Genomic DNA, 19,564 nt, shown 5'->3' with positions numbered 1-19,564 from the left:
TAAAAAGTTAAAGCTTATACGTCAAAGTGAAATAGTAATTTCTTGGCGTAATAGGATTAACAGAATAATTTTCGTGAACATTGTAATTAACTACATCAAACAGGTTTCCTACTTTTGCCTGGATCATAAATTTTTTCCATTCGTAGCCTGCGGATAATGAGACTGTGGTGTAATCTTTTAATTCAAAAGTTCTGCTAACACCATTTCTAGCCGCTAAACTTGTGCTGCTTCCCATTTTTGTATCATTCCACCCAGCTAATCTGTCTCCGATATAATAAGCTCCGGCTCCGACTCTTAATCCTTTAATTCCTTGAGTGAATGTGTAGAATATAGATAAATTAGCTGTTGTAGCAGGTGTTCTTACTAATCTTTGGTTTTCAATATAACCTACTTTTTCAGGAGTATCTAAATAAACTGAATTGTTGTAAGAAACTCCTCCGATAATTGAAAGATTAGAAGTTGGATTTCCGGTAATGTCTAATTCTACACCACGACTTCTCATTTTCCCTACAAATTCTTTTAGATTTCTTGGATCTGTAGAAGCTGAATTAGTGGCAGGATCTATATAGGCTTGGTAATAATCTCTGTAAGAAATCTGATAAAGAGAAAGGTTGATGGCAACTGTATTATTCCAGAAGTTTTTCTTAGCTCCGACTTCATACTGGTCTACTAATGATGGCTTCAATGATTGTAATGTAAATGCATCCAATCCGGTATTTGCAGAGAAAGAATTAGTATATGTTGCAAATACTGATAGATTTTCATTCGGAATATAAACCAAACCTACTTTTGGAGAAATTGCCTGATCTGAAGTAGTTGAATTGTTTACTTCTGTTTTTAAACCTGTTCTGAATTTAGTGTTCAGAGTTGGCATATTTTCAATGTATGACCAACGTAATCCTGCGATCACCTTAAATTCTTTTGTCAGGCTTACAAAATCTTGAGCATATACCCCAATTCTTCTCGTATTGACACGTGTTTTTTCCAACTTTTCAGAATCTGGCATAGCTCCACTTGCCCAAGTTGAAGGATTATCCAAGTAAAGAAGGTCTGAACCTCCATTAGTTCCAAAAAAATAGTTTGTACCGTAGGCTTTATTATTGGTAGGATTGTAATATGTGTAAGAATCCGCAACACCATAATCTGCATCAGCTCCGATCAATACTTTATGATTTATTTTTCCTGTATTGAATTCACCATTAAGGTTTACCTGTGCAGAAGTATAGTTTTGTTCATTATAAGTCCTATTTAATGGTCTGTTCCATGAAAGTAGGGTAGTACTAGGTGTACTGTATCCCCATTGAACTCTTTCTGAAGAAAAATAATCTTTAGTGTAGTTTTGGTAAGAAGCAGTAGCATTCAAAGACCATTTTTCGGTAAATTGATGATTGAAAGTTACATTAGTTGAAACTTGTTCTATATTTTGATATTGCCAGTCTGTTCCTAAAAACGCATTTCTTCCTAACCCTGTATTTAAAGAATAGCTTTTATCTTTGTTTTCGATTGATCCGATTCCGAAGTCCGGCGTAAAATCATTTTTAAGATAATCCGCTTCTACAATTAATTGAGATTTTGGACTTAAATTAAATAAAAATGAAGGATTAAAATAATATTTTTTAGATTGTACCACATCTCTGAAACTTTCAGCATATTCATACGTTCCGTTTAGTCGGAATGCGATATTTTTAGATAAAGGTCCATAAACGTCAACGGTTGGTTTGTAAGAATTCCAGCTTCCGGCGCTCATCCCTACACTTCCTCCAAAATTGAATTTGGGTTTTTTTGTAATCATGTTGATAACACCACCTGCAGCAGTATTTCCATACAACATTGCATTAGCTCCCTTTAAAACTTCAACTCTTTCTAAACCGCTCACTTCAGGGAAAACTCCACTGTTGATTCTGGATCCATTTTTGAAAATATTATCATTTCCTAAGATGAAACCACGCCCACCAAAGCTGTCCTGAGAATTTCCTCTTGAAGATGTTAGATAAATACCATTTACGTTTTGAAGAACATCACTCAACTGTTTTGCCTGTTGCTGCTCGATAATTTCATGAGTAACGATCGCAATCGGCTGTGGAGTTTCCATGACGGTAAGATTAGACTTCGTCGTCAATGATGTAGCTTTGTTTGGATTTCCTGTTTTGTAAAGGTTAACGTCTTCAATGCTTTGAATTCTGACAGTGTCAGCTTCCACGTTTTTCAATTGTGCACTTAAGGACACGGCGGTGAATAATAATCCTAAGGTTACTAGCTGCTTTTTCATTTTCAGTTTATTATTTAGAGTGGTTTTAAATAAGTCGCAAAAGTAAGTAATAGTTTGGTTTTATTTAGAATTATTAAAAATAATTATGGTGACATTTATCATTTTTTTAAGTGAAAACCGTATTGATCGTAAACAAGGGATAACTCAATACAGCATTTTATGAATATATTTGTTTAAAAATTTAATTATGCAATTGGTAAAAGTAGGACTTTGCGCATTTGGAATGAGCGGGAAAGTTTTCCATGCTCCGTTTTTAAAGGAACATCCCGGATTTTTCATGTCGGCGGTGGTAGAAAGAAGTAAGGAAGATTCAAAAGAAAAATATCCCGATGCTACCATTTATCGTTCGGTAGAAGAGATGCTGGAAAATGCAGATATTGAATTGGTTGTAGTAAATACGCCTGTTCAGACTCATTTTGAATATACAAAAATGGCTCTGGAAGCCGGAAAAAATGTAGTTGTTGAAAAACCTTTTACAGTAAATGTTTTCGAAGCAGAAGAATTGGCAAGACTTGCCGAAGAAAAAGGATTGTTTGTGAGTGTTTATCAAAACAGGAGATTCGATCGCGATTATCTGCAGGTTCAGAAAGTGATGAGTGAAGGGAAATTAGGAGCTATTAAGGAAGTTGAAATCCGTTTCGACAGATTCCGTACCGAGCCAAGCGGGAAAGCGCATAAAGAAAATCCTGAAGCTACAGGTTCTGGCTCACTTCACGATTTGGGATCGCATTTGGTAGATCAGGCGGTGCAATATTTCGGTTATCCAGAAAAGCTTTTTGCTGATGTTTTTTCAATGAAAGGAAAAGAATTTGCCAATGATTATTTTGAAATTCTTCTTTATTATAAAAATGATGTAAGAGTAAGATTAAAGTCTTCTGTTTTTACCAAAGAAGCACATTACGCTTATGCAGTTCACGGAGAAAAAGGAAGCTTTTTGCAGGAAAGAAGCGATAATCAGGAAAATGAATTGGTTGCAGGAATAATTCCGACATATGGTGAAGATTGGACACAGCCTTTAAAAGACGATGATGGAATTCTGAATTATTTAAATGAAAATAAAGAAACTGAAAGAGTTCTTACATCAAGCGAACCCGGAAATTATATGAATTATTATCAGCAGATTTATGAATTCATCGTTTTCGGATATGCGCTGCCTTCACCTGCAGAAGAGGTTATCAAGAACATGAAAATCATCGAATCAGCAATGCAAAGCTCCAAAGAAGGAAGAGTGGTTGAATTGTAAGAGGGTTTTAGAGTGAGAGAGTTTTAGGGTAAGAACGTTTGAGTGTTATATTCGCACTCAAAAACACTCCAACCCTAAAACACTATTACTCATTTACATTTCCTGAAGTTCCAGCCATCTCATTTCGTGGTTTTCCAACTTCTCAGAAAGTGCTTCTAATTCAGCAGAAAGTTTTGCAATTTTCTCATATTCAGTTTCATTATTAAGCTGCTCAAGAATTTTTGCGCGTTGTTCTTCCAACTGAGGAATTTCTTTATCAATGGTTTCAAGCTCTCTTTGTTCTTTAAAAGACAGCTTTTTTTTCGGAGCTGATGGTGTTAAAACTGGAGTAGGAACAGAAACACGCGTCTCCACTTTTTTCTCAACTACAGCTTTCGGATTTTTTTCTTCTATTTTTAAATTTTCTCTGTATTCTGAGAAATTCCCGATAAAATCTCTGATTTTTCCTTCTCCTTCAAACGCTAAAATATGGTCAACAATTCTGTCCATAAAATACCTGTCGTGAGAAACGATAATCAAACTTCCCTGGAAATTCAACAGGAAATTTTCCAATACCGTTAAAGTCGGAAGATCAAGATCATTCGTAGGTTCATCAAATATCAAAAAGTTAGGATTCTGATACAAGATATACATCAAATGCAGTCTTCTTTTTTCACCACCCGAAAGTTTAGAAATCGGCGAATATTGCGTTTGATCGTCAAATAAGAATAATCTTAAAAACTGCGATGCAGAAATCGTTCTTCCGTTGGCTAAAGGAAAGTTTTCAGAAATTTCTTTGATGAAATCAATTACTCGTTCGTCTTCTTTATATTTAAGTCCTTTTTGAGAAAAATATCCGAATTTGATGGTTTCTCCGGTTTCAATTTCTCCGGAATCTCTTGGCTCAAGCCCTTGAATAATATTTAATAAAGTAGATTTTCCTGCTCCATTTTTCCCTACAATTCCTACTTTTTCACCTCTTTGAAACTGATAGCTGAAATCTTTTAATAATAATTTATCGCCATAACTTTTAGAAATATCTCTCAGTTCCAGAATTTTATTTCCAAGTCTTTTCATTTCAAAATCCAGTTCCAGAGATTCTTTTCTGGTGTCGGTTTTAGCTACTTTTTCAGTTTCGTAGAAATCGTCTTGTCTCGATTTAGACTTTGTAGTTCTCGCTTTTGGTTGTCTTCGCATCCATTCCAGCTCTTTTCTGTAAAGATTGTTGGCTTTATCGATGGTTGCGTTCATATTATCCTCACGAATCATTTTATTTTCAAGATACGTCGCATAAGAACCATTGTGGAAATACAGATTTTTATCTTCCATTTCCCAGATAATTCCGCAAACTGCATCCAGAAAATATCTGTCGTGGGTTACAAGTATTAACGTGATTTTTGCTTTACTTAGATAGCTTTCCAGCCATTCTACCATTTCCACATCAAGGTGGTTGGTCGGCTCATCCATGATAAGAAGCGTGTGTCTGTGCTCTGCTCTGGTTTCCGTCAATAATTTCGCCAAAGCAACACGTTTGATCTGTCCTCCCGAAAGAGTTCCCATTTTGGCTTCCAGATCCGTTATTTTCAGCTGAGATAGAATCTGCTTCATGTCATTTTCAAGATCCCAAGCTTTATGAATTTCCATTTCAGCTAAAGCTTTTTCAATGAAATCATAATCTGTGGAAAGGAGCGATTTATGATAATTTTTCAAGGCCTGAATCGGTGCAGAAGCAAGCGTCATCATAAACTCGTCAATGGTAAGATGAGAATCAAACTCAATTTCCTGATCAAACAGAACAACCTGAATATCTTTATTAATACTCACAGTTCCACTGTCTGCAATTTCTTTTCCCATCAGGATTTTCAGAAGGGTAGATTTTCCGCTTCCATTTTTGGCAACGATGGCAATTTTGTCACCTTCGTTCACATGGAACGAAATATTTTCGAACAAAACTTTGATACCGTATGATTTTGTAAGGTTTTCAACAGAAACGTAATTCATTAGAGTTTGATAGTTATATTTTGAAACTTAAATTGAGCCGCAAAAGTACGAAAATGTAACAAGAAAAAATTGCCCTATTGTAATAGTGAAAAAAACCTTTTTTTAATGAAATGATAAATTGAAATGTATAACTAAAACTTATGATAATTAAATTATTATTCTGTAAATAGTATTTTGTTTGTTGTTTTTGAACTAAAACTAACAATTGTTTGATTTAAATGTATTTTGTATTGATTTTTAATGTAGCTTTATAATAGATTATTTTAAAATTAGAACTATGACACAAATCAACTTTTGGGCTATTTTCGTAGCCGCACTTGTTCCATTAATTATGGGATTTATCTGGTATCATCCGAAAGTTTTCGGAAAAGCCTGGATGCAGGAAGTAGGATTAACTGAAGAAAAAATGCAGGGTTCCATGATTGGAGTTTTCGTTTTCTCTGTAATTTTATCGGGCTTAATGGCTCTTTTTCTGCAATATGTCACGATACATCAGTTCGGAGCTCTCAGTATGGTAGGTGGTGACGAAATGAATGCGAACGATTCTTATCACGCTTTTATGAAGGATTACGGGATGGCTTACCGATCATTTGGTCACGGTGCGCTCCATTCTTTTATGGCAGGGTTTTTATTCGTTTTTCCGATGATCGCAATTAATGCCATGTTTGAAAGAAAATCGTGGAAATATACAATAATCAACTCTGCGTATTGGACGATCTGTATTACCATCATGGGTGGAATTATCTGCGGTTGGTACGCTGTTGACGGTTTCCATTGGGTGACACAAAAATAATTTTTAACAGTTTAAAAAGATAAGGCTACATTTGTGTGGCCTTTTTTATGTCATATAATTTAACAATATACAACACTGTTTCCGCTTTACCCGAAAACTGGAATACCGTCATTGGAGATCATAATATTATGCTTTCCAAGGAGTATTTTCATGTCCTTGAAACTTCGAAACCCAAAAATATGCAATGTTATTTTATGGGATTTTTTGAGGGTAACGAATTGATTGGCGGAGCTTTGTTTCAATATTTGGATTTTATTCAGCATAAAACTTTTCAGAAAAATGAGGTTTTTTGCAGCATCAGAAATTTTGCAGCAAAACAATTGAGTAAAGATGTGATGATTCTCGGAAATAATATGTTGACGGGACAAAATGGTTTTTATTTTGATGGCTCAAAAATCACTTTAGAACAGGTAATTCCATTGTTGGACGAAGCTGTTTGTAAAATGCAGAATGAAATAAGAAAAACGTCTTTAATTATTTATAAAGATTATCAATCGAATTTTGTGAAATATTTTCAAGGGGAAAATCACGAAGCGTATTTCAGGTTTTCTGTTCAGCCGAATATGATGTTGAATTTGAAGGAAAACTGGAAAGCTTTTGAAGATTACAGCAACGATTTCTCGAAAAAGTACAGAGCCAGAGCCAAATCTGCAAAAAAGAAACTGGAAGGGATCGAGAAACAGGAATTGGATTTAAATGCCATAAAAAAATATCAGCCTGAAATGAATTTTCTCTACCAAAATGTAGCTGAAAATGCACCTTTCAATACATTTTTTCTTACAGAAGATCATTTTGAAAGCATGAAAGAAAATCTGAAGGATCAATTTAAAATTTTTGGATATTTTCTAGATGAAAAATTAATTGGTTTTTACACTCTGATTTTAAATAATGAAGATATTGATACCTATTTTTTAGGTTACAATAAAGAATGTCAAAAAGAAAAGCAGATTTATTTAAACATGCTTCTGGACATGGTAGAATTTGGAATTAATCATCAATTTAAAAGAATTATTTTCGGAAGAACAGCTCTGGAAATAAAATCCACCATCGGTGCAGAAACCCACCGAAATTTTCGGATTGATGAAACATAATAACTTTATCATTAATCCTTTTATGAAAAATATTTTCCCGTCACTTTCCCCAAAAACTGAGTGGATTCAAAGAAAGCCTTTTAAATAGTTGTTTTAAACACAAATTACACAAATATTTTTCACTAATAATCACAAATGAAAATCTGCGTAATCTGCGAGACATTTTTTAAACGCAAAGTTTTTATTTTATGAATTTTGAACTTAAGGGAGCAAAGAAGAATCAACAAGTTGATTTGAAGAAGCTAATGTTCAAGCTTCGCGCAGCAAATTTATTTGCCTTTGCAATTCTAAAAATCGAAAGTAAAAAATAAACCTTTGCGTTTAAATTTAAACATAAAGATTAACACAATATTTTAAAACACAATCATCTGCGTAATCAGCAAAATCCGCGAGAGAATTTAATACAAACTGCAGAAATATTTCCACAAATAAACACAAACATCCGTGCAAATCTGTGAAATCCGTGGGAAAATAAAAAATCAATCCAAAGTCAATCTCTTCAAAGACCAAGAACTCCCATTATAAATATCCAAATCTACTTTTGTATTGATTCCATGTACAATTCCGTTTTCCGTGAACTGCCAAAAATCCCAGTCAGAATCGGGCGATGGAGTAGGAACATCATTGTAATTGGCTAACCAAAGCGGATAATCATCAAATTCACCCTTTAAAAAATCTTTATAATAATGATAGTATGTGTAAATAATTGGCTTTTCACCATAAGTTTCCTCCACAATCTTGCACCAGACTTTTAGATCTTCAAGCAGTTTTTTATTGGTCTTGCGTTTCGGTATTTTTTCAATATCTAAAATCGGCGGAAGATCTCCACTTTCCAGTTTTACATTTTCCAGAAAATTATTCGCCTGAATTACAGGATCTTCATCGGCTCTGTAAAAATGATAAGCTCCGCGAATCAGGTTTTGTTTCTTCGCCTGTTCCCAAAAATCAGAAAAATGTTTATCGGCATTTCGGTTTCCCATTGTTGCGCGCATGACCACAAATTCAAGCGGAATTGTTTTGTTTCCAATCGTTAAACTGTCCCATTTAATATCTTCTTTATTTTGATAATGAGAAATATCAAATCCGTACGTTTTATCAAGATTATTAGAAAGAATTTTCTGTATTCTCAACGTTTCAGTTTCGTTATTGTGCAGCTTTTTATGTGAGAATTTATTAAAGTACAGCGCATAATAGTAACTTATTGATTGCTTTAAATATAGACCCGTTCCGATTAATGCAATAATCAAAATTGCCAACACTACTTTTCGGCGGAAAAAATAATGCTTCCGACGGTTTTTATGGATCTTTTTGGCGGTCTTTTTGCTGTACATCTTTGTGTGATAAAGTTTTGCAAAACTAACTTTTTTCACTTCTAAATGCTAAATAAAATCAGTAAATTTGTGTACTATGGAAACACGCGAAAAGATCATCATTATTGGAGGAGGTTTTGCGGGGCTGCAACTTGCAAAAACGCTAAATAACAAGAACAAAAAAGTAATTGTTTTAGATAGGGTAAATCACCACATGTTTCAACCTCTTTTTTATCAAGTTGCGTGCGGAAGGATTGAGCCTTCCAATATTTCCTTCCCGTTCAGAAAAATTTTTCAGCGTTCCAGAAATACGCAATTTCGTTTGACGGAAGTTAAAGAAATTGATACGGTAAATAATAAAGTCGTTACCGATGAAGCAGAATTTACGTATGATAAATTGATCATTGCGACAGGCTGTAAAACCAATTTTTTCGGAAATAAAGATCTTGCAGGTAAAGCTTTCGGAATGAAAAATACTCAGGAAGCAATAGGGATCAGAAATCATATTTTAATGACTTTTGAAAAACTGATTCTTGAGAAAAGCCGTAGCGATGACGGAAACTGGAACATCGTGATCGTAGGAAGCGGACCAACCGGAGTAGAATTAGCCGGAGCTTTCGCAGAGATGAAAAAAGAAATTCTTCCGAGAGATTATCCTTACATGAATTTTGATCATCTTCAGATTATTTTGGTGAGTTCTACGGAAAAACCTTTGGCGGTGATGAGTCCGGAAGCTCAGGAAAAATCTGAAGAATATTTAAAAGATTTAGGCGTAAATTTTTTAAGTCAGGAATATGTTACAGATTATGATGGTGACAAAGTGTACATGAAAAGCGGAAAAACAATTCCTTCTAATAGTGTAATTTGGGCAGCCGGAGTTACAGGAAATGTGGTAGATGGTTTCCCTGAAGAAAAGTTGTTGAAAAACAGATATATAACAGACAGATATAATAAAATAAAAGGCTACGACAATATTTTTGCGATCGGCGACATTGCGTATATGGAAACTCCAAAATATCCACAAGGTCATCCGCAAGTTGCGAACGTAGCGATTAATCAGGCGAAAAATTTAGGAAAAAATCTTTTAAAGAAGGCTAATGATTGGGTTGAATATGAATATGACGACAAAGGATCATTAGCAACCATAGGAAAACACAGAGCAGTTGTAGATTTACCATTTATAAAATTCCAAGGATTTTTGGCTTGGTATTTTTGGATGTTTTTACACTTAATGTTGATTTTGAGTGTAAGAAATAAAATTGCTGTATTCTTCAACTGGATGTGGAGTTATTTTAACAAAGATTCTTCTTTAAGACTAATAATTTCGCCAAATAAGAAAAACGAAACATTACAATGAGAATTGATATTATAAGCGTACTTCCAGAATTGATGGAAAGCCCATTTCAGACTTCTATTCTGAAAAGAGCGATGGATAAAGGATTGGCAGAAGTACATTTTCACCAGTTAAGAGATTGGTCGATTAATAAACACCGTCAAATTGATGATGAGCCTTACGGTGGCGGAGCAGGAATGGTGATGATGATCGAGCCTTTGGATAAATGTATTTCTGAGCTGAAATCTCAAAGAGAATACGATGAGGTAATTTATCTGACGCCGGATGGTGAAACTTTAAACCAAAAAATAGCAAATACACTTTCTATTAAAAATAATCTGATCTTTTTGTGCGGTCATTACAAAGGGATTGATCAGCGTGTGAGAGATCTTCACATTACAAAAGAGATCTCTATCGGAGACTACGTTCTTACGGGTGGAGAATTGGCAGCATGTGTTCTTGCGGACTCTATTATCCGTTTGCTTCCGGGAGTTTTGAATGATGAACAAAGTGCTTTGACAGACAGTTTTCAGGATGATTTGTTGTCGCCGCCGATTTATACAAGACCGGAAGTTTACAAAGGATTGGAGGTTCCAAAAATCCTTTTAAGCGGAAATTTCGGTAAAATTGAAGAGTGGCGTCACGATGAAGCGGTGAGAATTACCCAGGAAAAACGTCCTGATTTGTTGGAATAAATGTAGCTTAATTTTTTAATTTAACATTTAAACTTTGTTTTTGAAGGGTTAATTTCGTAAATTAGTTTATAGTTAAAGTATTATAAATTGTTTTTTAATAGTAATTTTTGTTCTATTCAAAATAATTTTCTCTAATAATTTGTCTTTATTTCAGTAGTAAAAAACCTTACTATGGTTGAAATTTTTATTTGATTTGTCAATTTTGAGAACAAATCAATGTTAAAATTTCACAAAATAATTAATGATATATTAAATAAAATAATAAATTTACAGTTTACAATCAAAATTGTGAATTGTAACGAATTTAGAAAAGTGTGTTGATGGAGCTGTTCAGTTTTTACAACGTTGAAAATTTATTTCTGCCTGATCCCAAACCAAACCATAAATTAGACCCCACTAAGTCGGGATTGAGAAATTGGGATGAAAGAAAATATAGGGATAAGCTCTTTAAATTAGCGTATGTTTTTCAGTTGATGAAGGAAGAGAATGGCGTTTTGCCTTTCATGATCGGTCTTTCTGAGGTTTCCGGAAGGAAAGTTTTAGAAGATCTTGTGCAATTGGAGCCTTTTAATTCGGAATATGGGATTGTGCATTACAATTCTATGGATGAAAGAAAAGTAGATGTTGCATTATTATATGATAAAAATAAAGTGGAGATAATAGACTCAGAAACTATTACATTCTTCTTTGAAATTATAAACAAAAACACAGGATATTACGACACAACTAGGGATGTACTTTATTCAAAAGTAAAATATAAAGAACAGGTTATTAATGTTTTTATCGCCCATCTTCCCTCTAAGCGCGAGAAAGATATTAACAAACCTAAAAGAGACTTTATACTTAACGAAATTCGGGGACGGATTTTGAATATTGTAAATGAAGATAAAGGAAATGTGATTCTGTGTGGTGATTTTAACGAAAACCCAGATGATGAAAATTTAGTAAAAATTCTCTACGACGATACAAACGTAAAGGTGTTGGATAACCCTTTTCAGCAGTTGTTTTCTACAAGAAATTATTCTACTTTTCATTATGCATCCGGATTGCTGTTTGACCAGATTATATTATCAAACTCTTTTTTCAATGATAATAATGGTCTTTTATTTCAGAATGCAGAAATATTCAATTCTGAAAAGCTGAGCAGTCGAGACAGGAACTTTGAAGGTCGCCCCTTCCGAACATATGCAGGTACTCGTTATTTAGGAGGCTACAGTGATCATTTTCCTGTTTTTGTAAGATTCAGAGATTGGTAAAAAACGCAAAAACATAAATAATAAAAAAAAATTAGAGAATGAAAAATTCAAACAACACAAGTTACCAGCTAGATTCTATCGACAAGGAAATTATTTACATGTTGATGGATAATGCTAAATCATCATTAGCACACATATCGAAAAATGTTGGTATTTCGACAACAGCAGTTCACCAGAGAATAAAAAAACTTGAACAGGCGGGAGTAATTGAGAATTCAATTTCGTTTCTTAATCCTAAAAAAATAGGATATAAAGTCATTTCTTATATTGGCGTATTTTTGGATCAGCCAAGCCATTATCCGGATATGGTAAAATCTTTAAAAGACGTTAACGAAGTAGTGGAAGCTCACTATACAACGGGTAATTATACGATTTTCCTTAAAGTTCTTTGTAAAGATAACGACCATCTGATGCAGATTCTTAGCAAACTTCAGAAACTAAAAGGGGTAACAAGAACAGAAACTTTTATATCTTTGGAACAAGGTATTTACAGACAATTGAAAGTATAACAGATTATGAATATTGCTCAATATTTGGATTCTACATATTTGAAAACACCTGCTCAGTCGGGGCTTTCAAATGAAGAAACTTTACAGAAAGATATAGAACTTACTCAGGAAGCGATCGATAACGGTATTTTTGCTGTGATGATTCGTCCGGATTATGTGTCTGAGATCAAAAAGTATATTCAGGAAAAGAATTCGAATGTGGTGGTAGGAACTGTGATTGGTTTTCATGAAGGAACTTATTCTGTTGATGAAAAATTGACGGAAGCCACAAAAGCAATTGCCGACGGAGCAGATGAATTGGATTTCGTTATTAACTATAATTCTTATTTAAAAGGAGATTTAAACGTCGTAAAAGAAGAGTTTGTAAAATGTACACAGCTATGTTTACAACATCATAAAATTGCAAAATGGATTATCGAAATTGCCGCTTTAACAGACGAACAAATCGCTGATCTTACTAAAAATATTTCCAATTGGGCAGAAGAGAATTTCTCTGAAAATGATCTCTCAAATATTTTCGTGAAATCTTCAACAGGTTTTTATGAAACCACGGGTGGAAAACCTAATGGAGCCACATTTGAAGGAATAAAAATAATGCTTGATAATGCAGGGAAGCTTCCCGTAAAAGCTGCAGGAGGAGTAAGAACTCCGGAAGATGCCGAAAAAATGATTAGTTTGGGAGTAAAGAGAATCGGAACTTCTTCAGCATTAGGATTAATTAAAAATCAGTCTGCCTCGGAAGGATATTAATAAAATTAATTAATTTTAAATAAATCAAAAGAAAACCCATCAAATCGATGGGTTTTTATTTTATGCTTGTTGAGCTAAATATTCTGTATAAAATTCCTGAGTTTCCTTGATCAAAGCATCCATTTCCTCTAAAGTATATACTTCTAAGAATTTCTTTCTGAAATCTTTAAAATGCGGAACTCCACGGAAATAATTGCTGTAATGCTGTCTCATTTCGATAAGCCCTAATTTTTCGCCTTTCCATTCTGCGCTCCATTCTGCATGTTGGCGAACTGCCAATAATCTGTCTTCAATTTTTGGTGCAGGTAAATTTTCTCCGGTTTTAAAGAAATGCTTGATTTCATTAAAAATCCAAGGATATCCAATCGCTGCACGACCGATCATGATTCCGTCGCACGCGTATTTTTGTTTATATTCCAACGCTTTTTCAGGAGAATCAATATCACCGTTTCCAAAAATAGGAATTTCAATATTAGGATTTTGTTTAATTCTTGAAATATGATTCCAGTCGGCTTCACCTTTATACATTTGTCCACGAGTTCTTGCATGGATTGTCAAAGCTTTAATTCCTGTTTCCTGAAGGCGTTCTGCAACTTCATCGATATTAATGGACGTACTGTCCCATCCCAAACGGGTTTTTACCGTTACAGGAAGGCTTGTAGAGCTTACAACAGCTTTTGTAAGACGTACCATCAAGTCGATATCTTTTAAAACTCCCGCTCCGGCTCCTTTGCAGACAACTTTTTTTACGGGACAACCAAAATTGATGTCGACCAAATCAGGGTTTACAGTTTCAACAATTCTCGCAGACATTGCCATTGCTTCTTCATCTCCACCAAAAATCTGAATTCCTACAGGTCTCTCGTAATCGAAAATATCCAGCTTTTTTCTGCTTTTCATTGCATCACGAATCAGCCCTTCTGAAGAGATAAATTCAGAGTACATCAAATCCGCACCGTGCATTTTACAAAGTCTTCTGAACGGAGGATCACTTACATCTTCCATCGGTGCAAGTAAAAGCGGAAATTCCGGCAGTTCTATGTTGCCTATTTTTATCATGGTGCAAATTTACGATTTTTTTTAAAATTGCTGATTATGAGTAGTTTTAAAAATTTAATTGTTTTATTGATTTTTAATAAATTTTATGATGTTATTTTGAATCATAGGTGTTTTATTGTATTTATTTTATTGTTTTTGTTTGTATTTCATATTAAATTTTTATATACCTTTATAGAGAAAATTAATATTTATGAAAAAAATTCTATTTTGTTTAATTACAACTATTGCAGCTGCGAATTTCAACGCACAGATCAGTCTTACGGCAACAGCCGGAACAACGACAGGAACTTACACCACTTTAAAAGGTGCTTTTGACGCTATTAATGCTGGAACGCACCAAGGAGCCATTACAATTAATGTTACTGCAAGTACAGCAGAAACAGCTTCTGCTGTTCTTAATGGAAGCGGAGGAGTGGTAAGTTATACATCTGTTCTTATAAAACCTGGTACAGGAGTTAACGCAACGATTTCCAGTGCAGATACAGTAGCAACATTAAAATTAAATGGAGCTGATAATGTTACTATTGACGGAAGTAACAACGGAACTTCTACAAGAAACCTGACTATTACCAATACTTATTCAGCCGCAGGTACTCCTGTAGTTGCGTGGGTTGCAAGTACCACTACCGATGGTGCTCAAAATGTAACTTTTAAGAATACTAATATTATAGGGGCTACTTCATCAGGAACTGTAGTTGGGATTATTGTTTCCGGATCAGCTTTAGGAGCCGCTGCAGAGGTTTCAAATAATAATTTCGTTAGTACCAATAATTTATTTAACAAAGCCCAGAATGCTATTTTTGCAATCGGTAATGCGACAGTTACTGATACGGGATTTATGATTAAAAATAATGTGATAGGATCTTCTGTTGTTGCAGATAAAATGGGTTTTAGAGGTCTTGCGGTGCAAAATGCCAAGAATTTTGAAATAAGTGGAAATGTTATTACCGGAGTTTCAACATCTTCAACATCAACTTCTGCAGGAATCCTTGTAGGAGCGGCGGCGACGAATGGTCTGGTTTTTAATAACAAAATATCCGATGTATCGAATACTAATACATCCGGTTATGGTGCTGCCGGATTATATTTTAACTGTTCCAGTGCAGTAGCAAATATGATAGCCTACAATAATACGATCAGCGGTGTTGTTGGATATGGTTATGCTGCAGGTGGAGGTGTTGCTGATAATGGTAACGGAATCGTGATTGGAGCAGGAGCCGGATATAAAATTTATTATAATACTGTTGTAATGGATGCCAACCAAACGGTGGCAGGTAGACCTTCTGCATTAAATGTTATCAGTACTGTAACAGCCGCCGGAGCAATAGATCTGAGAAATAATATTTTTGTAAATAAGCAAACACAGGCTGGAGACAGATATGCTATTTATTCAGGAGCTGCGAATACCGTTTTCTCTACTATTAATTATAATGATTATTTTTCGACAGGTGCGGCTTTAGGATATATCGGTTCAGCAAGACCTGCTTTATCTGATCTTCAGGCAGGTTTCGGAGGTAACGTAAACTCAGTAAGTGTTTCTCCTTCATTTGCTTCTGCTACAGACTTCCATTTGGCGACTTCAGGGAATGCAGCACTTGATAATAAAGGGACTCCGGTTGCAGAAGTTACGCTTGATGCTGATGGAATGGCAAGAAATGCTACAACACCAGATTTAGGTGGATATGAATTTACAAATCTTGTTTTAGCAGTAAATGATGTCGCTGCTAAGAATAAATTAAATTATTATCCAAATCCGGTTGTCGACTTTATTACGATTAATAATGACAGCAAAATCAGAAATGTTGAGGTGTACAATATGTCAGGACAAAGGTTGATTAACGAAACTGTTAATGCCGAAAAAGGTTCTGTTGATATGAGAAAAGTTCCTACGGGAGTTTACATCTTAAAAGTTAATTCTGAAAAAGATTCTCAATCACTGAAAATCATTAAAAAATAAGATTTAAAAAGTTAGATATTATAAAACCCCGATATGATGTTGGGGTTTTATTTTTGTTTATAATTAAAATTTTTAGCTTAAAATATTTAAAGAATCTAGAAACTCGCTTTCACCTGCATACTTCCGATATGTATCGTTCTGTCTCCGGAATTTCTGCCTTCATAATTTAAATTCAATTGTAAGAAAGAATTAATTGCCTGTTGAATGAAGACGCTCCAAACCTGGTTTTTCCCTGGTTTTAAACCATCCAACATCTGGTTTCCTACAATACTGAAATTATTCCCGTTGAAATTATTATTAATAAATGAGAAATTCCCTCTGATAGATGTTTTTCTACGTTCCCACTGAATCGTTCCCGTTACATCAAAAGCCTTTAAAAGTTCTTCACCATCCACTCTGTCTTTTTGACGGAATGCAGACGAAAGTTCAGCCTGAATAGCATCAGTAAATTTGTAAGTTGCTTTCGGCTTAGTCTCAAAATTATTTAAACGATAATCTCTTGTCGCAAATAATTGTGACGAATTTTGAATGTCATGAACAGAATTTTCCCAGTCGATCCTGAATTCTTTATTAAACCAATATCCAATATTTAGGAAATGTGAAGTCTGTTCCCGTTCTTCATTACTGAAATTGGCGTTGATGAGGTTGTCGTTCGAGATAAAACGATAGTTTCCGTTCCAGCCGGATTTGTCGGTGGGGCTGAACTGTACCGATGTTAAAATATTCTGATTTTTAAGGATCATGTCCGCATTTTTTTCAAACGGATTTAATACCAGTACTTTATCTTTTTTATAAAAAGAGTTTTGAGAATTTAATGAAATATTAAAATTCCAACGCTTTAAAAATTTGTTTTCAGAATTAAATACAATTGACGGATTGACAAATAACGCCAACTGAATTTTATTTTTATTGGAAGGAATATATCTCACAGAATTTGTGTAAATCCTTATATATTGGGCTAAATCTGAGTATTCCGCAATTTCAAATTCATCAAGCTGTTGTACGCCATCACCGTTATAATCGGTCCATTTGTAAATACCTTGTCCGTCCGTAACCTTAATATACTGGAATTCTCTCTGCGCTTCCTGTCCGTTTCCAAGTTCATAAAAAGCCTGCAGACGCATCCCGTTTCTGAAAAGCTGTTGATTATAAAGAATATTTCCGACTACAAAATCATTGTTTTTAGAAGCATCAATATCCTGATTCTGATAAAAGAATTTTCTGTAATGGAGTAACATATTTAATGTCGTTTTCTCTGTTTTAATAATCTGACTTTCCGCCATGAAACCTAAAATATTATTCATGCTTTGAAGTCTGTTATCACGAACGGAGTCATTGTCACGCATATAAACTTTCGCCAACAATTTGGTTCTTGTACTGTCGCCTATTTTCTTCTGAACAAAAATCTCTTTCCAACTGAAACTGGTGACATCCATCAATTGAGTGTCGTTATATTTCTTCTCATTGTGCTCCATGCTTCCACCGAGAGCCCAGCTTCCTTTTTTGCCTGTATATTCGGTTGAAACACCTCCTCTGATGAATTTTGTATCCTGAAGAATCGCATTTGTATTTAAGTAAGATAAATTTCCTTTCGTGAAAAATTTACCGGTGATCCATCCAAAATCAAGATCATTTTTAATTCCTTTGTAAGAATCTTGTTCATCGAGATAGTTGGCTCTGTAATTGAAGGTAGATTTATTATTCCATTTATTTAAAAAACTGAAAATAAATCTGTTTTGCGTTCTTCCACTAAATTCCTGAGCTAAGTTGAAATCTCTGGAGAATTCAACATCATTAATTCTGTCTAAAATATGGAACTGTTTGTCAATATATTGATATTCGAAATTTGGAGTTCCTTTCCAATTGTTTTTTGTAAAAGTTTTATTCCCGAAAACCCTCCATGCATACCCAATATTTTGTTGAGAATCTTTTGAAGAAAATAAATTCACATCATAATTACTCAAAGAAATATCTGCCCCGATTTTTCCGTCTTTCAATAAATATTCCGAGTTCACAGAGTAAACTTGTGATTTCTCCGGCGAAGGCAGTTTTCTCACGGCTCTGTAATCTCCCATATTGGCACCTACATACTCAAAAACACGCCCATTGTTAGTGGTTTGTGTAATCTTATATTCTCCGAGATTGACTCCGAAATAAGTATAAGAAACGGTATAAAGCGTTTGAGTCGCATCTGTTGAAAATTCGTAATGACTTCCACCCGGAGTTTGAACCAATCGATAAAGGATCTTATTCACATCATATTCTGTCACAACACCGGAAGGAGCGTACATTAAATTGGGATCATTTCCTGCTTCAGCAAGGATTTTCTGGTCTTCTTCAGAAAGATTTAAAGACAATGGTGCATTTTTATTGTCATTTTCCATGAACCAGTTTAATCCAAGCTTTAATTTTTCTCTTTTATGCTCAATTTTTCCGGTAAATAAATATCTGGAGTAATTTCTGTTCGTATAATTATAAGAAATGGTAATGAAATTCTGCTGGAAAATCGGTCGGAAACTGGTAAAAGTAACTTCGCCCGTATTGTAATTAATGATATAATCCTGGTTTTCCCCACGTTTCATTAAAATACCATCAATAAAAACCTGTTCAGAACCTGAAATCAAAGTAATAAATTGTTCTCCGTTTTTACCTGTCAGTCGATAAGGACCTTGATTTCCTTCAACCCCCTGAAAACGGATTCTGTGGAATTCACTTCGCGCAACACCCATCGAAACATCAACGAAAGTTTTATTTTCTTTCCCGAATTCTGTCTGAAATTCGAGACCCATGCTTCGTCTCTGAAACTTTGCAAAATAATTTTTAGCTTCTACCAAATCCAAATGTCCGGCTCTAAGAATAGATTTATCCTTAATATTAAGCTGCATGTAGATTTTGTCGAATTCTTCCAACGTCTGCGTATATCCATCTGCCTGAATCGGCAGGTTGTGGTCTGAAATACTGGCTAAAATGGTAACATCTTTTGAAAGCCTCCCGGAAATCTGTAAATCCATAGAACTTTGTACCGACTGCCCCTGATTATTCCCAAAAGTAATCCCCCGAATAATAGAACCTTTAGAGTTTAATTCTCCTAAAAACCTTTTCTTATCATTTTTGGCAAGAACACCTTCATCTACAATAATCCGGTTATTTGTTTTCACAAAATCCATGGTGTCTTTTGTAAAAATGTCCTGTTCGAATTTTAGAGCGAGAATGCTGTCTTTTCTAATGCTATCCTGTTTAATACTGTCTTGTGGAAGGTTAGGATTTTTCCAAGTAAATATTTGAGCCTTATCTAATGATAATCCCATAAAAAATAACA

General features: G+C 34.5%; 14 protein-coding genes. 9 read left to right on the top strand and 5 right to left on the bottom strand.

Translation table 11 applies throughout. The annotated features are described in order from the left end of the window. Positions 1-7: 7 nt before the first annotated feature. Complete coding sequence (locus J3D55_RS20330) at positions 8-2,269, bottom strand: TonB-dependent siderophore receptor (protein ID WP_259134000.1); 2,262 nt, start codon at positions 2,267-2,269, stop codon at positions 8-10. 187 nt (positions 2,270-2,456) lie between these two features. Between J3D55_RS20330 and J3D55_RS20325 the strand changes: the two genes are divergently transcribed. After that, a complete protein-coding gene (locus tag J3D55_RS20325; protein ID WP_259133998.1) occupies positions 2,457-3,512 on the top strand; it encodes a Gfo/Idh/MocA family oxidoreductase in 1,056 nt (351 codons plus the stop codon). Between the two features lie 93 nt (positions 3,513-3,605). Here the strand turns inward: J3D55_RS20325 and J3D55_RS20320 are convergent, their stop codons facing one another. Continuing rightward, on the bottom strand, positions 3,606-5,492 hold the full coding sequence (locus tag J3D55_RS20320) for an ABC-F family ATP-binding cassette domain-containing protein (protein WP_259133996.1): 1,887 nt from the start codon (positions 5,490-5,492) through the stop codon (positions 3,606-3,608). 277 nt (positions 5,493-5,769) lie between these two features. Between J3D55_RS20320 and J3D55_RS20315 the strand changes: the two genes are divergently transcribed. After that, complete coding sequence (locus tag J3D55_RS20315) at positions 5,770-6,285, top strand: DUF1761 domain-containing protein (protein WP_259133988.1); 516 nt, start codon at positions 5,770-5,772, stop codon at positions 6,283-6,285. Positions 6,286-6,332: 47 nt separating this feature from the next. Next, a complete protein-coding gene (locus tag J3D55_RS20310; protein ID WP_259133986.1) occupies positions 6,333-7,376 on the top strand; it encodes an 8-amino-7-oxononanoate synthase in 1,044 nt (347 codons plus the stop codon). Positions 7,377-7,855: 479 nt separating this feature from the next. On the opposite strand, the gene J3D55_RS20305 is transcribed toward J3D55_RS20310, so the two are convergent. Continuing rightward, positions 7,856-8,707, bottom strand: a complete 852-nt coding sequence (locus J3D55_RS20305; protein WP_259133984.1) for a glycoside hydrolase family 25 protein — start codon at positions 8,705-8,707, stop codon at positions 7,856-7,858. Between the two features lie 76 nt (positions 8,708-8,783). Between J3D55_RS20305 and J3D55_RS20300 the strand changes: the two genes are divergently transcribed. The 5 genes from J3D55_RS20300 to deoC all read left to right on the top strand — a co-directional run bounded on the left by J3D55_RS20300 (position 8,784) and on the right by deoC (position 13,229). Then, a complete protein-coding gene (locus J3D55_RS20300) occupies positions 8,784-10,043 on the top strand; it encodes an NAD(P)/FAD-dependent oxidoreductase (protein ID WP_259133982.1) in 1,260 nt (419 codons plus the stop codon). After that, positions 10,040-10,714: a tRNA (guanosine(37)-N1)-methyltransferase TrmD gene (gene trmD / locus J3D55_RS20295; RefSeq protein WP_259133981.1), complete on the top strand. Its 675-nt coding sequence runs from the start codon at positions 10,040-10,042 to the stop codon at positions 10,712-10,714. Before J3D55_RS20300 ends, trmD begins: the two co-directional genes overlap by 4 nt. 320 nt (positions 10,715-11,034) lie before the next feature. Further along, complete coding sequence (locus J3D55_RS20290; RefSeq protein ID WP_259133979.1) at positions 11,035-11,970, top strand: endonuclease/exonuclease/phosphatase family protein; 936 nt, start codon at positions 11,035-11,037, stop codon at positions 11,968-11,970. A gap of 38 nt (positions 11,971-12,008) precedes the next feature. Further along, the gene (locus J3D55_RS20285; RefSeq protein WP_259133977.1) at positions 12,009-12,479 is read left to right on the top strand and encodes an Lrp/AsnC ligand binding domain-containing protein; all 471 of its coding nucleotides are present in this window, start codon (positions 12,009-12,011) and stop codon (positions 12,477-12,479) included. 3 nt (positions 12,480-12,482) lie between these two features. Continuing rightward, entirely contained in the window at positions 12,483-13,229 is a 747-nt protein-coding gene (gene deoC / locus J3D55_RS20280; RefSeq protein ID WP_259135180.1) for a deoxyribose-phosphate aldolase, read from the top strand. 60 nt (positions 13,230-13,289) lie between these two features. Here deoC and dusB read toward each other — a convergent pair whose 3' ends face one another. Beyond that, positions 13,290-14,288, bottom strand: coding sequence for a tRNA dihydrouridine synthase DusB (gene dusB, locus J3D55_RS20275; protein WP_259133974.1), 999 nt, complete (start codon positions 14,286-14,288; stop codon positions 13,290-13,292). 190 nt (positions 14,289-14,478) lie between these two features. On the opposite strand from dusB, the gene J3D55_RS20270 reads away from it, so the two are divergent. After that, positions 14,479-16,245: a T9SS type A sorting domain-containing protein gene (locus tag J3D55_RS20270; RefSeq protein WP_259133971.1), complete on the top strand. Its 1,767-nt coding sequence runs from the start codon at positions 14,479-14,481 to the stop codon at positions 16,243-16,245. 95 nt (positions 16,246-16,340) lie between these two features. Here J3D55_RS20270 and J3D55_RS20265 read toward each other — a convergent pair whose 3' ends face one another. Continuing rightward, positions 16,341-19,553: a DUF8818 domain-containing protein gene (locus J3D55_RS20265; protein WP_259133968.1), complete on the bottom strand. Its 3,213-nt coding sequence runs from the start codon at positions 19,551-19,553 to the stop codon at positions 16,341-16,343. Between the last annotated feature and the right edge of the window lie 11 nt (positions 19,554-19,564).

It is taken from the genome of Chryseobacterium ginsenosidimutans (assembly GCF_024807225.1).
Lineage (GTDB): Bacteria > Bacteroidota > Bacteroidia > Flavobacteriales > Weeksellaceae > Chryseobacterium > Chryseobacterium ginsenosidimutans.
The sequence above is the reverse complement of the archived record's forward strand: the minus strand, read 5'-3'. Positions and strand labels throughout refer to the sequence as shown.